Source organism: Pseudobdellovibrionaceae bacterium (assembly GCA_020635075.1).
GTDB lineage: Bacteria > Bdellovibrionota > Bdellovibrionia > Bdellovibrionales > UBA1609 > JADZEO01.
In genome coordinates, this window is record JACKAM010000001.1 from 718,179 (window position 1) to 736,859 (window position 18,681).

Genomic DNA, 18,681 nt, shown 5'->3' on the forward strand with positions numbered 1-18,681 from the left:
TCAGTGAAGAAATGACCCCAGAGGTGGTCGCGCATTAGGGAAGTGGTTTGAGGTGATGAACGCGGACCTGTCCCCACTCATCTATATTAAGTAAAACCCGGTAGGAGATTTTTGTTCCATTGGCGAAGGCAAACGTCAGGTCGCCCTGTTTGATTAAACCCATTTCCTGCTCGCGAAGACTTTGCCGATCCCTTGAGGTGAGGATTTGATCTAAATCGAACTGCAGAGAAACCAGGTGAAGCGATAGATTTTGGTCGCTGCGGTTGAGGGGGCGAGGAAAGGATCTTTGCTCTAGCAAGTGGTAGAGCCAGCGCAACAGGGTGGTGCGATTCCAGGAGTCTGGTCGGTGTCCCAATTCGATGCCCGCCGGGCGGTAGATCTCACGCAGCCAACGGCGAAGTTCAGTCGTGCTCACACCTGATAGGGGAATGGCTGCCGGAGTTGGCAAAGCCTTTTGCACTTGCGGTGGAGTAAGAGTCCAAGGGTGTTCAAAGCTCAAAATGACATCATCGGATTGTCCGTCGCTGCGATAGAGCTGCCAGCGAGAGGAAGTGGAATCACAAGTCTGTAAAGCAACCTTTACATGAAATCGGTAGGTCGATTCGCTCACCCACTCGATTTGGGGGTCAAAGGCGGTGACAGCAAAAGAGTGGCCTGGGCAACGGGCTGGATGGCGCCTCTCTAGGGAAGCGGCATTGCTGGCGTATGCATTTGTTGTGAGTAGAAACAACAAACAGATTAAAGGCCCTGTAGTCAGCCTTTGCCAAAGTGACAAACCCCTCTCCTCCCGTCGATACATTGGGTCTCACAGCTACGGAGTGCCGGGTCAAGGGCTGGGATCGGTGAGAAATATTTGCAGGCTCTGAGGTGTGTGGCTACTATCCGGTTAGGGAAATAGGGGAGGATCTATGAGGGGTGTCAGATCAGCAACAATCCTAATGGTCGGCCTGTGCCTAATGATGAGTGAACGGGCACATGGGCGTGATCCCGAGCCGCGGGTCTTTCCCGATGTAACCTGGTCCCATGTGCCGATTTGCTGGGGCTACAACTGTCGGGTCATCACAAATACAGTATGGAGTGGAGAGGAAAGGGATGAGGTGCTTGGTCTTTTTTATCGCCAGACTGTTGAAAATGCTGAGCAGGAAAGACAGCTCCTCAAGTCAGTGATGGCCTTGATGGAGACCATAGCAGGCCGAAAATCTCCTATATATATGGATAGGGGCCGCAACAATGGCGGAGATCTTCCTGGCGAAATGGACTGCCTGGACAAGAGCAGCAACGTCTATACTTATTTGTCTCTCTTGGAGCAGGAAGGTCTTCTGCGGTTTCACCAATCTACAGAATATGCTTTTCGAATGCGGTTTATTTTTGCTCAGCACTATTCTGCGGCCATTAAGGAAGTGGCCAGTGGAGAGGATTGGGTCATTGATTCCTGGTTTTTTGATTTTGGGTCAGAACCCATTGTCGTCACTGTCGACGATTGGAAGGCCGGTCGCCCCCATTGAAAGCTATGTGTTTCAGTAGTGTTACCTGAATGCAGTGTCCACAATCTGGACAAGCTGACCAGCCTGTCGAGAAATCCGATGTCGAACTTGTAGGCCTTCCTGAGCCACTTGACACCCGGTCTGTCTCAGGTTCGGACGAGCCCCCCGTCATTTGGCGAACAGGTGAGTAATGCATGGCATTAGCTTTGCTTTTTAGTTCAGTGCAAGGTCGGGGGGGGAATGAAAATGAAGCAACTGAGTTATGTACTAGTCATCGCAGCAACATTTGGACTGTTTCGCGCTGAGACAGCTCAAGCCGGGTGGAAAAGAACCAACGCCAACGCCAGCATAGTGGCGAATTCGGCAGATGATCTCGTGAACAAGTTGAAAGAGATTGCCAAAGAGTCAGAAGGCGACACCGTTGGTGATTATGACTTGGCTCAAGAGGCAAAGGAATACACCCAGAACAAGTTGGCTGACGCCTATGCGACCTTAATTTTTTTCGCACACAAGAGTCCCAACAAAAAACGTTACATTAAGCAGGTGAGCAAGACACTTTCTGCAGCACAAATGAAGCGGGTTAATGCCATTTTAAAACAACTGGATCGCATGCCCGCGAGCGAAGAGGACCAATCTCGTGTTCAGGAGTACATCTTAGAGCAAAGCGAAGACATTGCTGAGTATGAGGTGGAAAAGGCTGAAAAATCCTTCGCTAAAGAATTCCGCACGGTCATCACTGAAAAGAGTCGCGAAAAGGCCAAAAATCAGCCTGGAGCCTAAGCTCGTTTAAGGACGGCTGATTTTCACTGTCCAATCAGATCCAGATTCAATGCCCCTCATTTTGGCAAAATTGCCTTGGTTTACGGCCAGGGCAAGATCTAACAGACTATTCAGGTAAATCAGATCTTCGCCAACAGTCACGTCACCAAAGGTGCGAGCAAATGGGATCACTCGGTTGTACACCAGGCGTTGTTGGTTAAATATCTGCACCCGGTAGAGTTCGCCCACGTTCAGATTCATCTTGTCGGCCAGGTCATTGGAGATATTGGTCCATACATTTCCGTACTGAGGATCCAAAACCGGAATATTGCCACTGAGAACACCTTCACTCCAGGTGGCTTGGGTGAAATCCAATTTCACCAGGTCGTCTTTAACCGCAGGCCCCACCTTGTCGAAGGGGGTCTTTTCTGACGCGAGCATGGCACCAGTGTAGGCGTAGACGTCCCTTCCATGAAAGGTGTGGGAAAGGGTAGAACCTTTGATTCGCATTTTTTTCTCGTCAATCTGCCTCACCTCCTCAATGCCGAACTTCTGAGCTAGATGGGTCAGAGTCCCGTTGTCAGGAGTGACGATGAGGTGGCCCGTTTTGAGTTTGGCGACCACGCTTTTGCGGCTAGAGCCCACTCCCGGATCGACAACACTGACAAAGACGGTGCCCTTTTTCCAATAGGGCATCACCTGCATCAGTCGATATGAAGCTTCCCACGTGTTGAAGGCAGGGATCTCATGGGTGAGGTCACTGACCTTGAGATTGTCATCGACTTGGAAGATGACCCCTTTCATGGCACTTACGGCCCCGTCTTTCAGGCCAAAATCAGTTTGCAAAACTAAAAGGGATTTTGCCAATGCCAAGGGGTTTACCATTAAGCAGGACGCTAGCAAGATCGAGAAAAAGGAGGGCTTCATCATTTCTGAACAATTAGGGCAAAATGGACTCTCTGTCCACCCTCACTCTCCATCTTTGGTGGCAGAGCGATTGAGATGGGCGCTCAAGCCACTGGCTAGTAGAAGTTTCAGGATGGCGCCTGGCACAAAGGGGTAGAGTCCGGCGGACAGTAAAGTGCCCTCCGGGATGAAGTATCTAAGAATCAATAGCCCGCAAGCAAACACAACAGCGAGCCCTAAGGCACCTGCCAGCACGGCCTTCACATAGGTGCGTCCCCAGCCCCGATCAGCAAGGGAGCCAATCACATAGGAGGCCGCCAGCATGCCCAAAAGATATCCTGAGGTGGCACCAGCCAGGCCCGATTTAAACTGGGCAAACAGCGGCAGGCCCAATGCCCCCAGGCCTATGTAGAGTAATAGGGTCTCAAAGCCGAGGCGTCTTCCCCAGAGTAAAGACACGAACAGCAGGCCAAAGGTTTGTCCCGTCACTGGCACCGGAGTGAAGGGGAGAGGGATCGCCACCTGAGCCAACAAGAACATGAGGCCCACTCCAGAGGAAACAGCCAACAAGCGGCCCTTGATGTGCGTCAATTCAGATGGAAAAAGACGAGGTATAAGCGCTTGAGAAATCATTGGCATCCCTTTTGGTGACCGTCATTTGCTGAGCGAGTGTTACCAGAAAAGGAATGGTCCTGACAATGAGCCAGGACCATCTTTATGAGTTTCAATTGAAAGACGAAAAATCAATTTCTCGTGGGTCGTGCGTTGGTCTCTTTGCACAGGGGCGGGCCACAGCCATTTCCGCCTCCACCACAGGCAACGTGAGTGCATCCCAGGGTCTTAATTTCTTTGGGAGTGAAATTGGCGCGGGCAAGAAGGATTTCCTCCAAGCGCTCCAGGTCCATGCCGACCGCATCCTCACCGTCTTGGCTGAGGGCAGCGGTGTCGACTTTTAAATTCAGGCCGGGATTGATGATATTCAGGTTGTCGACGATAAACTTGATGTCAGGACTCACCATCGGCCGGGTTCTCTCGCTGGAGCGAGGAATGTTCGCGTGCGAGGGGAGAGCAAGGCCAATACTGAGAATCAAGCCAGCAGCCAGTGAAAAGTATCGGGTCATTTTGCACCTCCTAGACAGGGAATTCAGGTCCCGCCCCCCTAACTTCCAAAATCCGGGCCAGGATTTTAGTGCCTTAATGGCCCCATTGGGCTGTTGAGCTGAAGCAGGCCGCATTTGGGGCCCCATGATCATTTGACCTGGTGTCATTTTGCACGGGGGGCCAAGGCTTTATGATTCTGGAATTACAGGGTAAATCTTTCACTTATCCAACCTATGCGGAAGCCGGAGGAGGCCCTTATGCCCTCGTTTGACATCGTCTCGGAAGTGAACCTTCAAGAAGTGGAAAATGCCGTGAATCAGGCAACCAAGGAAATCCAAAGTCGTTACGACTTCAAGGGTTCCAAGGCCAAGCTTGAATGGGACAAAAAAGAAATTCAGATTTCGGCTGAGGACGATTACAAAATTGGCGCCATGAAGGATATCCTGCAAACTAAGATGCATCGTCGCGGGGTAGACATTCAGGCACTGCAGTTCACAGATCCTGAACAGGTCGGTGGGATGATGCTCAAGATGAAAGTAACATTGGTTCAGGGAATCGATAAGGAGATGGCCAAGAAAATCACCAAGTCGATCAAGGACTCAAAACTCAAGGTTCAGCCGCAGATTGTGGACGACAAGGTGAGAGTGACTTCCAAGAGCATCGATGCCCTTCAGGAGTGCATTCAGTTCATCAAACAGCAAGCCTTGGGTATCCCGGTACAGTTTGAAAATATGCGTTCTTAGGTCATGGTGCCATCGATCTGGGACTAGAGTGAAAAGAGCCTTGAAATTAATCAGGGCTGTTGCATAATTTGACTGTGGAGAGTAAATCGCCTATCGAAAAAATGAAAAAGGTGGCAGAGGACAAGCACCTCTCCGAGGCGCCGGCGCACACCTTTATGTCCAAACAAGTCCTCAGTATCACCGCAGGTACCCGGATCTATTTTGCGGTCAAAATGCTGCAAACCCATCGTATCAGTGGTGCTCCGGTTGTCGACAACAGTGGGCATTTGATTGGCATTATCTCTGACTATGATCTTTTACTTCAGGCAGCAACCCGGGATGTATCGTCGCCATTGGAATACCGCCACGACGTCCTTGCCATTGACCTGGACACACCTCTGAAAGAGGTGATTGTTCACCTTTACAGGACCAAATACCGCAGACTTCCGGTGGTGGACAAAACTCGCAAAGTGGTCGGTGTGGTCTCGCGCATTGATGTGTTAATGAAGCTTCTCGGCTTGCCTTAGCATCGACCAAGGTCGAGGTCTGTCGGGCGGAACAGGTCCCCATATGTTTGCTAAAGACAAAGCCATTCCGGGCGGGTTAGCATAGTGGCAGATGTGGTTTTCGCCACATCCGGAAGGCTGATATGCGTTGGTATCTCAATACTCAGAAATTATCGGGTCGAATCGAGTTGGCTCGCAAAGGACACTCGGAACTCCTGCTTGTTAATGAACACGGGGACGAGTTCTCCATTATCAATACTGATTCCAGTCGAGGACTTGCCCATTTTTGTGGTGAGACTCTCACGATAGAAGGTCGGGTGAAGGGCGCCTCCACTGGCCGTAGCTACCTCTGGGTGGACCGTTGGTTCAGAGGCTCTTTGGATGGTCGCGGAGACAACGAGGTCAAGACAGGCTAGAATGACTCGACGAGCACGCCCCAAGAAGCTGGCTCCCATTGAATCTTTTGATTTTCCAGAAGGCTTTATTCTTTCCCGAAAGTACCGGATTGTGCGCAAGATTGGTCAGGGTTGGGAAGGCGAAGTCTATATTGTCGAAGAGCTGTTCACTGGAATCGAGAGAGCAGCCAAGGTCTTCTTCCCCCATCGTAATGTCAACAATAAGGCTGCCAAGTTTTACGCAAAGAAACTTCATAAACTTAGAAGTTGTTCCATCCTTATTCAATATCTGACTCAGGAAAGAATCTATTACCGGGGGCACGAAATCACTTACCTGATTTCCGAGTTCGTTGAAGGCGAAACCCTGGATGATTTCCTGGCTCGTCAACCAGGGAAACGCCTGAGTCCGTTTCAGGCCATGCACATGTTAGCCGCATTGGCCAAGGGAATGGAGGAGGTTCATCGCCTCAAGGAATACCATGGTGACCTTCATTCCGGGAACGTTATGGTTCAGCGATATGGGCTGGAATTCCATTTGAAGGTTCTGGACATGTTTCACTGGGGCTCAGCCTCTCCCGAAAATATTCGCGATGATGTGTCTAATATGATTCGCATTTTTTACGACTGTTTGGGTGGGGCCCGTTTTTATCCAAGGCAACCCGAGGAAGTAAAAGAAATCTGCTGTGGACTTAAGAAGACACTGATATCGCGGAAATTTAAAACGGCTGGATTGTTACGCCATCATTTGGAACAGATGGCCTGGAGTTGATGAATATGAGCGAGTACGTTGGCCGTATCGTTCTCAATGAAAATCTCGAAGAGTTGGAGTCCTTTCACGGGGGTTGGCTCGAAGGGGTTATTCACAGCTCCCGTTGTCCGGGTGACAAAGTTGAAAATGAGGACAGTGTTGGGTTGATGATTTTTGAAGACTTTGCCCTGGCAGTTGTGTCTGATGGCCTGGGAGGTCACAAAGGCGGTGCCGCCGCTTCCAAGTTGGCTGTGGGAACCCTTAACCAGGCAGCGCTTCATTGGCGCAAACAGGACCCTAAAGAACGGATTGAACGGCGGGAGATGATTCTCCAGGCAATTGAGTCGGCCCATGCTGAGATCAAGGCCATGGGCATTGGCGCGGGGACGACCATTTCTGTGGCCGAGGTGACCAGTAGTTGGGTTCGTTTCTACAGTTTAGGTGACTCCTTTGGCCTTCTCATGGGGGGGATGGGCACGCTCAAATTCAAAAACGTCGAGCACTCACCAGTTGGCTACTGCCTGGAAGCTGGCGCCATCACCGAAGACGACGTCATTGGCCACCCGGCTTCGGGAGTGGTGTTAAATGCGCTGGGTATAGATCCAATTCGCATGGAAATCAGCCAGGAGCTGGAGCTAGCTAAGAGGGATCATATTCTGCTGGCCTCTGATGGGCTGACCGATAATCTTAAGCACAGTGTGATCTGCGAGGATCTGCGCCGGGGCTCTATGGAAGAGAAGATGGCCAAGCTGGTGGATGGGGCTCACCTACAGATGAGCAAAGACAAGGGGAAACCCGATGACCTCACCATGGTGCTGATTCGGCTGGCGGACGAGGAAGGGGCTTAAGGCTCTCGCAGATGGGGAGCTATCTCTTCGATTTATCAAAGTTTTTTGCTGAACCCAAGATTACAGTTGGTCTTCATGGAAAGCTTTTGATAAAATGTCCCCATATTACACCCAACCAAGGATAGCATATGCTTAAGTGGTTAATGATTCTTGCATTAGTAGCACCTTTGACTGCGTGTCTTGAGGACAAGGAAGAAAAATCGGAAGCCGGCGCTGAAGTGATGGTCGAATCAACGACATCAGAGGGTGCCGGTGAGGAGCAGACGATGGAAGAAGCTCCACCCGCTGAGGAACAGCCAATGGACGCGGAAGAGCCGCCGGCTGAGTGATGATGGTCTACCGAGCCCGCCTGATCAGCGGGCTTCTTTTTTTTACCCTGGTTTTTTCTCCCTTGTTTGCCCTTGGGCAAGACGAAGGGGATCTCCCTCCGGAAGAGGTGGAGACCGCCTTTGAAGACGGCGTTCCACCCCTGCCGCCCGATGACGGAGGCGGCGGAATGGAAGATGAGCCTCCCATACCAACCGACGATTTTCGAAGGGCCCCGTCCCCGGGTGGTGGATCTGGCGGAGGAAGTCGTCCAAGTTTCACCCGAGGCGGAGGCGGCGGGGGCGATGGCTTTGGTTCCTCTAAGAAGAAGGTGGAGTTTCGATTGGTAGAGGAGGGAAATCCTCGCTACAACACCAACCGCAAACCTCGCTTTGACCGCAAGTTTCCCAGATAATCAAGCCGGCTAAAATTAGTGACTACTTAATAATGCCTCGGGTTTTGAGGCGTGCGTAGATCAGGTATATCGAAATGATGAGGAGCCCTAAAGAAAGAAGACGAAGGATCAAGCTGCTGTGATCGAATGCGAGGCCAAAAACAGCGAGAGACAAAGTCACGTAGGGCTTGAGTTCATAATAGATTTTCTCAAAAGCATCCAAAGTGGACTCCTTCACCATTCGTTTCGACTGAAATTTTAGCATTGTGAACAGGTTAGAGCTATCGGACCAAGGTCTGTGTTTCAATGTGAGACGATCATCACGATTGGGCACCACTCCGCTTGTTCCACATCCGCCGGAGATTCTCTCTCCTTACCCAGAGGGGGACACATTTCCAGAACCACATTCTCAGGATTCCCGGCCACTCTGGAAGGTTTATGGACCAAACCAGAGTGCGTCCATAGGTGTAGGCCTTGACTCCCCAAGAGGGGAGTAAAATGAAGGCCAGACGATTGAGTTGAATAAAGGCCTCGCGAATGACATGGAGGTAGAGCTTATGCAGGGTGTGTAGGTACACCTTTTTTATGGCATAGGTGTAAACCAACAAAATGGGCCGTCGGATCAGGTGATGAAAAAAGTGAAGAATCGTCATCCTGAACATCTGATCGCAAAGCCATCTCCACAGTCGCTTTTGCCAAACGGTATTTCCGGTTAGAGGGGCCCAGGTCATGCGCACCAGAGGGGCCGGGGGATAAAGGCGCTCCAACCAAGGTTGATGGTACCAGTCTTCAAACTCCCACCCTGCGGCGGGGTTAATCTTGCGAAAGACAGCAGCCTGCCAGGAAAAGTTGGCCACCTTTTGCCAATGGGGATGGCGATTTAAAAACCGGTAAAGAGTGTAACCCGTCCACAAATTGATATCATCGATAATCAGGTAGCCGCCCGTATTCAAATGGCGGCTGGCATAGTACCAATCAATAAAAGGAGTGGGAAAACCATGGCCACCATCGATCAAAACCAAATCAAAGCGGTAATTGTCCGACAGTCGTGGCAGGACATTTTCAGATCGATCAAGCAGGAATTCTAATTTTGCTATACCAATTTTTTCGTCGCGACAGACTTTTAGAATGCGCTCGCGTTCAACTGCGGAGGGAGTGATAGCGAGATGCTCTGTTTGCTTTTCCGCAAACAAGACCGAGGATAGCCCCGCACCAGTTTCCATAGTTTTCATTTTTGGTCGGAGCTTGGTGAGCAGAAAGTCCACCACTTCCTCGAGGATTTCCCAGGTGATTGGCTCATCCGCAAAGGTGCGATGCAGCCCTCGTGCTTTGCCTCTCAAGGCTTTGATTTCCCTCCAGTGTTGAGCCACGCGCCCTCCCTGTTATCAAGGTAGGGGTTACAGCCCTCAGCATCAATCAAGAAAAGGTCTGCTGCGGCAAGTTGTGTGGAGCGATGGGTTGAGGCTACCCAAGGGACAGGGTAAAAATACGGCCCTATTCGGTGAGTTTAGACCAACAACCTGTCTGAAGGAGGGGGCGATGAGTGCCTACGGCGGTGGGAAAGGGGGGTGGAAGCCACCTCAGGATGAGTTTGACAAAATGAGGCGGTTCATTGCTGAGAGGCCCGGCCTTCTGGTGGGAATTTTTTCGGCCATTGTTTTGCTTCCCATATTGTTTTCGTCCTTTTACACCGTCGAGCCTGATGAAGAGGCGGTGGTGCTCCGCTTCGGCCAGTATGTGGAAACAACCCCTCCAGGGCTTCATTTTAAGCTGCCTCTTGGTGTGGACGAGGCAATCAAGGTCAAGACAAAACTAATCCTTCAGCAGGAATTTGGCTTTCGCTCGGAGAGTTTTCGCGGGGACAGAACCACCTATGCTGAAGGCTTCGATGACGAATCCCTGATGCTCACGGGTGACCTCAACGTGGCCGATGTGGAGTGGATCACCCAATTTCAGATTTCTGATCCCAAAAGATATTTGTTTCACACGCGTGACCCCATCCGCAATATTCGCGATATTTCAGAGGCCGTCATGCGCCGGGTTGTGGGTGATCGTTTGGTGACCGACGTGTTGACTGTCGGGCGCGCTGAGATTGCCAACGAGGCGATGAACCTCGCCCAGGCCATTGTTGATCAATACGACATGGGAGTTCGCGTGGTCTCGATTAAGCTTCAGGACGTCAACCCTCCCGATGCTGTGAAACCTTCGTTTAATGACGTCAATGCGGCCAAGCAGGAGCAGGAGCAAGCAATTAATCAGGCGGAAAAACATTATAATGAAGTGATTCCCGAAGCTAAGGGCAAGGCTGAAAAAGAGATCGCCATGGCTCAGGGCTATGCCACGGCCCTTTTGAATCGAGCCAAGGGTGATGCTGATCGATTTAATTTGGTTTTGCAGGAGTACCGTCGGGCTCCGGCGATCACCAGAGAACGGCTTTATCTTGAGACCATGGAAAAAGTGTTTCAGCGTCTGGAAGGTGTGACCTTAGTGGACCAAAGCATGAAAGGTGGGTTGCTCCCCATCTTCGATCAACTGAAGAAGGGGAAGTAACATGAGTCGATGGCAAGGCCCGATCAGTTTGGCGGTAGGATTCTTTTTGTTTCTCGTTCTCTATTCGGCAGCTTTCACCATTGAGGAAGGGCGTCAGGCGGTGATCACCCAGTTTGGTAAACCGTTGAGGACGGTTACGGATGCTGGCCTTCATTGGAAGGCCCCCTTCATTCACGAGGTTCGGTTGCTCGATCTGCGGATTTTGAATTGGGACGGCTATCCCAATCAGATCCCTACGAAAGACAAAAAATACATCAAGGTGGATACCACAGCTCGTTGGCGCATCCAGGACCCGCTCAAATTTATTCAGACGGTTCAGAATGAAAGAGGTGCTCGCTCACGGCTAGATGCGATTTTAGATGGAATCACCCGTGACGTAATTTCAGGGCATAACCTGGTGGAAGCGGTTCGCAATAGCAACAAGGTCTTTGAACTTGTGGCCGAAAGGCGGAATGCCCGCAAACAAAAAGACCAGGAGTCGGATGAAGTCCAAGTCGATATGGGCGAAGATGAATTGACCGGTGATGTTGAGCCAGTCGAGGTGGGACGGGAAAAACTCAGCTCGATGATTGTCGACGGAGCGAGAAAGGAACTGGCTCCTCTGGGTATTGAACTCATCGATGTTCAAATTCGTCGCATTGCCTACGAACAAAGCGTACAGTCCAAGGTGTATTCGAGAATGATTTCGGAACGTCAGAGTATCGCGGAGAAAATTCGTTCCATTGGCAAGGGGGAACAGGCGAAAATCAAAGGGAAGGCCGATAAGGATTTAAAGCAAATTGAGTCGGAGGCCTACCGGACGATTCAAAAGATCAAAGGTGAGGCAGAAGCCAAGGCGACCGCGATTTATGCAAAGTCGCTTGGTCAGGACCCCAAATTCTATGCTTTCGTTAGGAGGCTTGAAGCCTACGAAAGGAGTTTACCGAGTGAGACACGGCTGCTGCTATCAACCAAGTCTAAGTTTTTTGATGTACTCCAGGAAGGTAAGGCCGAATGATTTTTCGTCAGCTGTTTGACCGGGACACGTGCACCTACACCTATTTGCTCGCCGATTCAGTGAGCCGTGATGCGGTCATCATTGATCCCGTGCGTGAGCAGTTTGAGCGGGATATGCAAATCTTAGGAGAACTTAACCTTCAGTTACGTTTGATTCTTGAAACCCACATTCACGCCGATCACGTCACGGGCGCGGCTCTCCTGAGGCGAGAGACCGGAGCCAAGGTGGGTGTGGCGGCTGTGGCAGGTGCCGAGGGAGTGGACAAGCCCTTGGTGGATGGGCAGGTGCTTGACCGGGGAGAGATTGTCATCAAGGTACTGGCCACGCCAGGACATACAAATTCCTGCTTGTCCTATTTTGTTGGTGACCGAGTGTTTACCGGAGATGCCCTTTTCATTCGCGGGTGTGGCCGAACAGACTTCCAACAGGGCGACAGTGCGAAATTGTTTAAGAGTGTGCGTGAGAAGCTGTTTGCCTTGCCGGATGATACTTTTGTTTATCCCGGGCACGACTACAAAGGGCAGACGGTTTCAACTATTGGTGAAGAGAAGCGCTATAACCCTCGCCTGCGACTCAACCATACGATTGAGGACTTTGCGAGAATTATGTCTGAGCTGAAACTCGATCCCCCTGTACGGATAAAAGAAGCAGTTCCCGCTAACCTAAAATTGGGCGAAGGGAATCCTCAATAGGGGGCCGATGTTTCCCCCAAGACCATGACCTTGGGCTAGGGCGGGATTGGAACGCCAATTCGGCAGCCTGAATCGGCCTGTCATTGGGGATTTCGGGACTAGTCATCGGCAGGTTGGCTTGAAATAATATCTTTGGGAAACGCCACTTCTACGGAGGGAAAAATGGGCAGAGGGTTTCTAGGTCTGTTTGGACTATGCCTGATCGGTTATGGTCTATTGTTGGCGCCTTTGGCCAATGCACTACGTGTGGATGTGAGCTCAGAAGGCTATGCCGTCACCTGCGCAGAAGGAAATCGCCAGGTCACCCGATTGTTGGACTATTTTGAGGGTGAGCGATTTCAGGCTCGGTTTCCCCGCCATGAGAAATACGTATTCGACAAGGTGCGATGGGCTTTGTCACGTATGGAAGAACAGCACCCAAAGCTAGTTGGTGAGCTGAGTGAACGGCTGAAGTCCATGCCAGGGCAGGTGAAGTATATTTCCGGGAGTGACCTTAGCGGTGTGCAAGATGGGTCGCGGGCCAACGGTTTGCCTCTTAGCTGTCGGGCTGTAAAAGCACTCTTTCGTTCTGCCGCTGCTGAGAAGCGCTTTGCGATTCGCCAGGACGTTTGGGATCAGCTGGCCGTCGACGATCAGGCGGGCATGATTTTCCATGCTTTGTTAGCCGATTATTTCCAGGAGCGCGGCAAATCCGTAGACTATTCTCAGGTTCGTGCTCTAGTGCGCCTTTGGAGTCAAGGAGGGCCGAGTGATATGGGACTTTCCCGTTATGTCTATGGCCTGAGAGGCTTGGAGACTTTGCTGGGAGAGATTCGCCTCAATGGCCTGGAGTATCGGTTGGATTCGGCAAATCCATTGCGGGTCCATGACAACGGGCAAGTGGCGCAAGGGACCATGGCTGGAAAAGACAAGGCCTATACCTATGAATCGGACAAAGGTTTCGCTCTTGAAATTTCCAGCAAGCGGGGGCCTGTGGAGTTGACCTTTCATCCCACGGGGGTGCCTCGCCGTGCTCTCTTGCAGGATGAAATCGTGGAAATTCCCGTTCAAGGAAGAAAGCTGAAGTTCAAGTATGAGATCTCCTTTCATCCCAACGGTCAGGTGAAGAGAGGGTTCTTCCTCAGTGAGTATGGACTATTCTTAAAGATGGCCGATGGACGTTTTCGTCGCTTTAAGAATATGGAATACCACATGGGCCTGTTTGATGAAGAGGGCCGGTTGATTAGCGCCAGACGTCTATCCAACGTCAACAAGCCCATTCATCAAAAATAAAAATCATCAGTGAGTGGTGGTCTTGAATCTCTTAAGATCACTGGCCTCGCACTCCCGAGGTAGGGCCGCTGGTTTGCCTTCCAAGAGCTTCTGTTGAGCTGGGGTTCTGGCATCCACTAGGACGACCCCTTCTCCGCAAATGGGATAAAGTGAAATAACTTCGTTGTCCCCAAACTCTCTGTCATCTCCGTCGTGACAGGGGGCTTTCAGGCATACAATGAGGTGGGCCACAAAGGCCAGTGTCGACGGGGGAATGGACAAGAGAACTCTATAGTTCGCCGACTTCTTTACTTTTGTGCCTGAAGACTTGTCGTACTGAAGACCCATCAAATGCCAGGTGTCGGCGGCTACGGCCAGGCTGACCACTTGTTGAAAGGAGATCTCTGGCGGAAACACGGAAGTCTTTTTCCGCGGGCGAGCATGCAGGTGAACAAAGGCCTTTTCCTCCAGTTCACCTGAACTGTAATGAACCTCACTATGTTCTAAAGTCTGTTGCGTAAATGAAACAGGCCCATCAGGACAGCCCTTGCAATGCAATACAGCCAGTTGAACAAAGGTCCCACCGGATGGCGAAGGCTGTAATGCCTCGCTATCTGCGAAAGTGGAGAGCTCGTTTGCGGGATGTCTGTCCGTTTGGGTGCGGCTGTGACCGCATCCCGCCATCAGGAGGCCGAGTGTTGCCAATATCAACAGGGAATGCTTCGTCTTAGTTTGAGACATATAAATAGTGTAGGAGTTTCGACGCTGCTTTAACAGTGGACATCTTTGCTGATCAGACCTCCGTCTAGGAAAAAAACAAATGTTGCGGCAATTCATTCGTGCCCGAAGTCCGGATCACCTCTAAGGATTTTCCTTTTGCTCAATTCCAATTGGTCCCACGAAGAGGACCTTGTCGATTTTTTTAACAGACTTTGAACTTTGAAATTGAGGTAGATTACTAGAAGGACGATAGGTTTTCATAGGGGAGGGACCATGAAGAAACGAGCACCCTTAATCGGTGGAGTGCTGCTTTTTTGTTTAGCCATTGCGTTTATTTACATGGGACTTTCTAAGTCACTGCCCACGTCCTTTAAGGCATTTGACTCCGCAAAATCAGTTCAGAGCCAGACGGACATGTCTTCTCAAGATCCGGCCGCCAATAAAGCGAGGGACCAGGAGACGGCCGTGCCTCCCGCCGAAGTTAAAACTTCAGCTCCCGCTGTATGGGCCATTGTCGATGTGAGTCCTAAACGCGTTCAGGCTTGGTTAAAGCGTTTGGACGAACCCTTTGGTTTTGTGAAAACGGCTGTGCCCATCAAGATGGACCCACAGGCCTTAGTCGAAGGGGTCTTGCCTCCCGGAATCTCTCCAAAAGGTCATCCCATGCGCCGTTATCTGCGGCTGCCCTTGGGCAATGGTGAGGAAGTCCTGGCTGAGCAGACACGGGTGGACAGTCACCCTGGAGATATGATGACATGGGTGGGGGAAATCCCCGAGGCTCAATTTTCAGACGTTTTTCTAACCTACAATCAAGGTGTTTGGCACGGTCATGTCAAATGGGATGATCGTACCTTTGAGATCGCCTATGGCGACGGTGGTGTTCACCTCCTGCGCGAGGTCAACACCGATGCACTCCCGCCTGATCATCCTGGCGATGGTAAAGACCTTCCCTCCATTTCAGAAGAGGAGGCTCAGGCTGATGAAGCCACCCATGACGGCGGGGTGGAAGCGGCGGGCGATGAAGAGATTCCTGAGATTGTGGCGGATGCCGTGGTGATTCGCCTGTTGGGTGCCTACAACACTGACGCCAAAAACAAGGCCGGTGGAAAGAGTGCGATTGAAGCCCAAATGGGGACAGGAGCCTCTCAGACAACCACGGCCTTTTCTCGTGGTGCCGTCGATGCCCAGATGCAATTGGTTCACATGGTTGAATACAACTACACTCAAAATACGACGAGTATGTCTACGGATCTCGGAAATTTTCGTGGATCATCCGATGGTTTTATGGACAATGTTCACGCCCTGAGAGATCAATACAAGGCTGATATGACCATTCTCATGCTCGGGTCGACTGCCGGAGGAGCATGTGGGGTCGGCTACCTTCTTCGTAGCTCGACAGCCTCTGTTGTGAAGTCCACCCAGTTCGCCACGGTGTCGGCAACTTGCGCGACATCTTATTACAGCTACGCCCATGAGCTCGGCCATAACATGGGCAATCACCATGACCCGCGAAATGCCAGTGGCGGTGGGTACTTCAGTTATTCCACCGGACACTTTAATGAAAGCGCCCGGGTGCGTACCACCATGTCTTATGCCTGCCCAAATGTGAGTTGCACAAGACATTTGTACTACTCCAACCCGTCTGTGAACTTCTCTGGCGTGCCATCAGGGGTGGCCAACACCTCGGATAACTGCCGCAGTCTGAGAACCACAACCCCGCTAGTGGGTAACGTTTATCCCCCCGATGGGACCCCTTCTATTACGACCCAGCCGGTTGGCCGGAATGTACCAGTTGGAGGTGCCATCAACCTGTCTGTCGCCGCGACGGGGACCCCCAGCCCGAGCTACCAGTGGTACCTTAATGGTTCGGTCATTTCTGGCAAAACATCTGCCAGTCTAAGCATTAGTAATGCTCAGACATCTCATTCGGGTCGCTACAAGGTTCGAGTTTACAACACGGCCGGTGAGGTCTACTCCACAGAAGTGACAGTTACCGTTTATCAACCTGTGCAGATAACGACACAGCCAATAGCATCAACCACGGTGGCTCAAGGGTCATCCTTCTCCCTGCGAGTGGTGGCCTCAGGAACCGGAACTCTCAGTTATCAATGGTACCGAAACTCAGCGGCAATTTCAGGTGCAACCAGCGCGACTTATAACGTGGCGTCCGCGAGTTCCGGAAATATTGGTACCTTTTATGTGCGGGTTTCGAGCCCTTACAATTCAGTGAATTCCAATAATGCGGTGGTGACCTTGGGTGGTCCACCGGTGATCACAACCCAGCCGCCAACGACAGTGGCCGTTCTGGAAGGCACCACCTTGAGTGTGACATCTGTGGTCGTGGGTGGATCCGCTCCCTTTACCTATCAGTGGTACAATGGAACGACGGCCATTGCTGGTCAGACCAGCAAGAATTTGAGCATCGCTAATATCCAGGCGTCTCAGGCGGGAGGCTACAGACTACAAGTCACCAATCAATATGGCAGTGTTTATAGCAACTTCTGTCAAATTGTGGTGGAATTCCCGCCCAGTATTCTCGGACAACCCTTAGCCCTCACCCGGGTGACTGAAGGGGAAAACGTCACACTTTCTGTGGTGGCTGGCGGTGTGCCATCAGTGAGTTATCAATGGCGACGGAATGGGACTAATTTGACGGGCAAAACAACCAACAGTTTGAGCCTACCGTCGATCAACCGAACTCAGGCAGGTCAGTACACGGTAGTGGTGACCAACACGCGTGGTTCTGTTACCAGCAGCAATGCAGTGGTGGAAGTCCAGTATGCACCGGAGATCACCTCTCAGCCCGCTGCAGTTACTGTGGCATGGGGCGAGTCGGCGAGTCTCAATTCAGGAGCGGTGGGCGTGCCGACTCCGACCTATCAATGGTACCACAACGGAGTAGTTGTTCCGGGCGCTACTGGCATCAATCTGAGTTGGGCCAATGTGGATTGGAAGGATCGAGGGACCTACGAGCTTGAAGTTCGCAATTCATTGGGAACAATCTGGACTCAGTCAGTGGAACTCAAACTTCAGTCCATTCAGCGAGTTGTGGATAACGAAGGGAACGCGGTTCCCATCTCTCTTGATCGCACAGCAGGAGTGTACGGGCCATGAAAAAAACCAATCTCATTCCTAAAAACAGTTGGATGATTGTTCTGTTGGCTACGATCGGCCTTTCCCTTCCGCTGGTTTTTCAAAACTGTGGCGAGGGTTTTTCGGTGCGTGGGTTTGACACGGTCACTATGGCCTATGGAGGTGTGTTCCGAAAGGACTGCCTAGAACGGGAAGACGTCGACAGTTGTTTGTATTTTAAAAACCCTGTTTCTCAAAAAGGGCAACCTGTCGCTGCCGATGAAATGGCAGGACTTCAACTGCTAGCTGTTCAACTTAAGGATTTGGATGGGTCTGGCTACCTCAAGAACGACAGTTTCGAAGTCTACTCGGCCCAACACGGTCGTGCTCAGGCGGGCGATCAATCCTGGCGCTTTCGCTATGGTACAACCGGAGCCGAGGGTTTGCCTCAGGTGATGGCCTACTACTGGGCCCAGACCTCTCTCGCTGAAATTGAGAATCGACTCAATGGCCCTTCTGCCTTAGCCGGCAAGAATCTGAGCATCATCACGGAGGCGGGCTACACCGGTTTTTCCGTGGCCGAGAGCAAGATATTCTTGGCTCAAGGGTCTCGCCAGGTGGACAATGCAGCTTGGAGTGCTGATGTTCTCATTCATCTTTTGATGGAAGCTCATATCTATTATTCAAGTGCTGGTGCCGCTTACGATCTGACAGGAGACACAAACCACCAGGACTGCGGCCCCCAGGATGGACCTGTCTTTCAATTGGAATGTTGCACAAGTCAAAACGGCTGCTCCCGGGCCCTGACAGCCGGGCTAGCGGATTTTTGGGTGGCGCGGATGTTTCCCGACGCTCCGACTCTTGGCGAAAGTTTGAGCCAAAACGTCAATGGGCTTACTCACTGTGGGCAAAGTCGTCACTTAGAGTACATGGCTGGCATGACTGCAGCTGCAGCCTATGGGGCCTGTGACTCTGTCGGATATCCAGGTCAGGTTTATACCATGGGCTCTTTGATGGCCTCGATCTGGTTTGAAATCTGGAAAGAGGCCCGGGCGGCGGATAGTGCATGGGAAGTGGAAGCTTTGTTTTTGGAGTCCCAAAAGTACATTACCGGGCAGGATGATTTTGTTAGCTTTTTAGGCAAGATTCGCCAGGCTGATGGACGGATGTTCAATGGCAAGTGGTCGGCTCGATTCGAAGCCGAGTTTGCAAAGCGAGGTCTGTGATTAT

General features: G+C 51.4%; 22 protein-coding genes. 15 read left to right on the top strand and 7 right to left on the bottom strand.

The window, feature by feature from the left end; translation table 11 throughout:
* Positions 1–34 precede the first annotated feature (34 nt).
* Positions 35–775 (bottom strand): hypothetical protein, encoded by a 741-nt coding sequence (locus tag H6624_03090; GenBank protein MCB9083299.1) that lies wholly within the window; start codon positions 773–775, stop codon positions 35–37.
* 133 nt (positions 776–908) lie between these two features.
* Between H6624_03090 and H6624_03095 the strand changes: the two genes are divergently transcribed.
* Together H6624_03095 and H6624_03100 are read left to right on the top strand one after the other, a co-directional pair.
* Positions 909–1,505, top strand: coding sequence for a hypothetical protein (locus H6624_03095; GenBank protein ID MCB9083300.1), 597 nt, complete (start codon positions 909–911; stop codon positions 1,503–1,505).
* A 225-nt stretch (positions 1,506–1,730) separates the two neighbouring features.
* Positions 1,731–2,264, top strand: a complete 534-nt coding sequence (locus H6624_03100) for a hypothetical protein (protein MCB9083301.1) — start codon at positions 1,731–1,733, stop codon at positions 2,262–2,264.
* Between the two features lie 6 nt (positions 2,265–2,270).
* Here H6624_03100 and H6624_03105 read toward each other — a convergent pair whose 3' ends face one another.
* From H6624_03105 to H6624_03115, 3 genes are all read right to left on the bottom strand, one after another.
* On the bottom strand, positions 2,271–3,170 hold the full coding sequence (locus tag H6624_03105) for an S-adenosyl-l-methionine hydroxide adenosyltransferase family protein (protein MCB9083302.1): 900 nt from the start codon (positions 3,168–3,170) through the stop codon (positions 2,271–2,273).
* A 42-nt stretch (positions 3,171–3,212) separates the two neighbouring features.
* Positions 3,213–3,782: a biotin transporter BioY gene (locus H6624_03110; GenBank protein MCB9083303.1), complete on the bottom strand. Its 570-nt coding sequence runs from the start codon at positions 3,780–3,782 to the stop codon at positions 3,213–3,215.
* 110 nt (positions 3,783–3,892) lie between these two features.
* Positions 3,893–4,270 carry a hypothetical protein gene (locus tag H6624_03115; protein MCB9083304.1) on the bottom strand — a complete coding sequence of 126 codons (378 nt, stop codon included), beginning with the start codon at positions 4,268–4,270 and terminating at the stop codon, positions 3,893–3,895.
* 237 nt (positions 4,271–4,507) lie between these two features.
* Between H6624_03115 and H6624_03120 the strand changes: the two genes are divergently transcribed.
* The 7 genes from H6624_03120 (at position 4,508) to H6624_03150 (ending at position 8,190) form a co-directional block, all read left to right on the top strand.
* Positions 4,508–4,993, top strand: coding sequence for a YajQ family cyclic di-GMP-binding protein (locus H6624_03120; GenBank protein ID MCB9083305.1), 486 nt, complete (start codon positions 4,508–4,510; stop codon positions 4,991–4,993).
* Between the two features lie 101 nt (positions 4,994–5,094).
* Complete coding sequence (locus H6624_03125; GenBank protein MCB9083306.1) at positions 5,095–5,499, top strand: CBS domain-containing protein; 405 nt, start codon at positions 5,095–5,097, stop codon at positions 5,497–5,499.
* A 122-nt stretch (positions 5,500–5,621) separates the two neighbouring features.
* Positions 5,622–5,894 carry a hypothetical protein gene (locus tag H6624_03130; GenBank protein MCB9083307.1) on the top strand — a complete coding sequence of 91 codons (273 nt, stop codon included), beginning with the start codon at positions 5,622–5,624 and terminating at the stop codon, positions 5,892–5,894.
* Position 5,895: 1 nt separating this feature from the next.
* Positions 5,896–6,642, top strand: a complete 747-nt coding sequence (locus H6624_03135; protein MCB9083308.1) for a protein kinase — start codon at positions 5,896–5,898, stop codon at positions 6,640–6,642.
* Between the two features lie 5 nt (positions 6,643–6,647).
* A complete protein-coding gene (locus tag H6624_03140; protein ID MCB9083309.1) occupies positions 6,648–7,469 on the top strand; it encodes a protein phosphatase 2C domain-containing protein in 822 nt (273 codons plus the stop codon).
* Between the two features lie 128 nt (positions 7,470–7,597).
* Entirely contained in the window at positions 7,598–7,798 is a 201-nt protein-coding gene (locus H6624_03145; protein ID MCB9083310.1) for a hypothetical protein, read from the top strand.
* Positions 7,795–8,190: a hypothetical protein gene (locus H6624_03150; GenBank protein MCB9083311.1), complete on the top strand. Its 396-nt coding sequence runs from the start codon at positions 7,795–7,797 to the stop codon at positions 8,188–8,190. Before H6624_03145 ends, H6624_03150 begins: the two co-directional genes overlap by 4 nt.
* 22 nt (positions 8,191–8,212) lie before the next feature.
* On the opposite strand, the gene H6624_03155 is transcribed toward H6624_03150, so the two are convergent.
* On the bottom strand, positions 8,213–8,392 hold the full coding sequence (locus H6624_03155) for a hypothetical protein (protein MCB9083312.1): 180 nt from the start codon (positions 8,390–8,392) through the stop codon (positions 8,213–8,215).
* Between the two features lie 97 nt (positions 8,393–8,489).
* On the bottom strand, positions 8,490–9,539 hold the full coding sequence (locus tag H6624_03160; protein ID MCB9083313.1) for a class I SAM-dependent methyltransferase: 1,050 nt from the start codon (positions 9,537–9,539) through the stop codon (positions 8,490–8,492).
* Positions 9,540–9,768: 229 nt separating this feature from the next.
* On the opposite strand from H6624_03160, the gene hflK reads away from it, so the two are divergent.
* From hflK to H6624_03180, 4 genes are all read left to right on the top strand, one after another.
* Positions 9,769–10,719: an FtsH protease activity modulator HflK gene (gene hflK, locus H6624_03165; GenBank protein ID MCB9083314.1), complete on the top strand. Its 951-nt coding sequence runs from the start codon at positions 9,769–9,771 to the stop codon at positions 10,717–10,719.
* A gap of 1 nt (position 10,720) precedes the next feature.
* On the top strand, positions 10,721–11,716 hold the full coding sequence (gene hflC / locus H6624_03170) for a protease modulator HflC (GenBank protein MCB9083315.1): 996 nt from the start codon (positions 10,721–10,723) through the stop codon (positions 11,714–11,716).
* The gene (locus tag H6624_03175; GenBank protein MCB9083316.1) at positions 11,713–12,408 is read left to right on the top strand and encodes an MBL fold metallo-hydrolase; all 696 of its coding nucleotides are present in this window, start codon (positions 11,713–11,715) and stop codon (positions 12,406–12,408) included. The genes hflC and H6624_03175 overlap by 4 nt, the downstream gene beginning before the upstream one ends.
* Before the next feature lie 162 nt (positions 12,409–12,570).
* On the top strand, positions 12,571–13,680 hold the full coding sequence (locus H6624_03180; protein MCB9083317.1) for a hypothetical protein: 1,110 nt from the start codon (positions 12,571–12,573) through the stop codon (positions 13,678–13,680).
* A 6-nt stretch (positions 13,681–13,686) separates the two neighbouring features.
* On the opposite strand, the gene H6624_03185 is transcribed toward H6624_03180, so the two are convergent.
* Positions 13,687–14,370: a hypothetical protein gene (locus tag H6624_03185; GenBank protein ID MCB9083318.1), complete on the bottom strand. Its 684-nt coding sequence runs from the start codon at positions 14,368–14,370 to the stop codon at positions 13,687–13,689.
* Between the two features lie 282 nt (positions 14,371–14,652).
* On the opposite strand from H6624_03185, the gene H6624_03190 reads away from it, so the two are divergent.
* On the top strand, positions 14,653–17,493 hold the full coding sequence (locus tag H6624_03190; protein ID MCB9083319.1) for an immunoglobulin domain-containing protein: 2,841 nt from the start codon (positions 14,653–14,655) through the stop codon (positions 17,491–17,493).
* A complete protein-coding gene (locus tag H6624_03195; GenBank protein ID MCB9083320.1) occupies positions 17,490–18,677 on the top strand; it encodes a hypothetical protein in 1,188 nt (395 codons plus the stop codon). Before H6624_03190 ends, H6624_03195 begins: the two co-directional genes overlap by 4 nt.
* Positions 18,678–18,681 lie beyond the last annotated feature (4 nt).

Bases quoted from the DNA above. Each gene is read 5' to 3' on its own strand.
- H6624_03095 (MCB9083300.1), top strand. From the start codon at position 909: ATGAGGGGTGTCAGATCAGCAACAATCCTAATGGTCGGCCTGTGCCTA.
- H6624_03100 (MCB9083301.1), top strand. From the start codon at position 1,731: ATGAAGCAACTGAGTTATGTACTAGTCATCGCAGCAACATTTGGACTG.
- H6624_03105 (MCB9083302.1), bottom strand. From the start codon at position 3,170: ATGAAGCCCTCCTTTTTCTCGATCTTGCTAGCGTCCTGCTTAATGGTA.
- H6624_03110 (MCB9083303.1), bottom strand. From the start codon at position 3,782: ATGATTTCTCAAGCGCTTATACCTCGTCTTTTTCCATCTGAATTGACG.
- H6624_03115 (MCB9083304.1), bottom strand. From the start codon at position 4,270: ATGACCCGATACTTTTCACTGGCTGCTGGCTTGATTCTCAGTATTGGC.
- H6624_03120 (MCB9083305.1), top strand. From the start codon at position 4,508: ATGCCCTCGTTTGACATCGTCTCGGAAGTGAACCTTCAAGAAGTGGAA.
- H6624_03125 (MCB9083306.1), top strand. From the start codon at position 5,095: ATGAAAAAGGTGGCAGAGGACAAGCACCTCTCCGAGGCGCCGGCGCAC.
- H6624_03130 (MCB9083307.1), top strand. From the start codon at position 5,622: ATGCGTTGGTATCTCAATACTCAGAAATTATCGGGTCGAATCGAGTTG.
- H6624_03135 (MCB9083308.1), top strand. From the start codon at position 5,896: ATGACTCGACGAGCACGCCCCAAGAAGCTGGCTCCCATTGAATCTTTT.
- H6624_03140 (MCB9083309.1), top strand. From the start codon at position 6,648: ATGAGCGAGTACGTTGGCCGTATCGTTCTCAATGAAAATCTCGAAGAG.
- H6624_03145 (MCB9083310.1), top strand. From the start codon at position 7,598: ATGCTTAAGTGGTTAATGATTCTTGCATTAGTAGCACCTTTGACTGCG.
- hflK (MCB9083314.1), top strand. From the start codon at position 9,769: ATGAGGCGGTTCATTGCTGAGAGGCCCGGCCTTCTGGTGGGAATTTTT.
- hflC (MCB9083315.1), top strand. From the start codon at position 10,721: ATGAGTCGATGGCAAGGCCCGATCAGTTTGGCGGTAGGATTCTTTTTG.
- H6624_03175 (MCB9083316.1), top strand. From the start codon at position 11,713: ATGATTTTTCGTCAGCTGTTTGACCGGGACACGTGCACCTACACCTAT.
- H6624_03180 (MCB9083317.1), top strand. From the start codon at position 12,571: ATGGGCAGAGGGTTTCTAGGTCTGTTTGGACTATGCCTGATCGGTTAT.
- H6624_03190 (MCB9083319.1), top strand. From the start codon at position 14,653: ATGAAGAAACGAGCACCCTTAATCGGTGGAGTGCTGCTTTTTTGTTTA.
- H6624_03195 (MCB9083320.1), top strand. From the start codon at position 17,490: ATGAAAAAAACCAATCTCATTCCTAAAAACAGTTGGATGATTGTTCTG.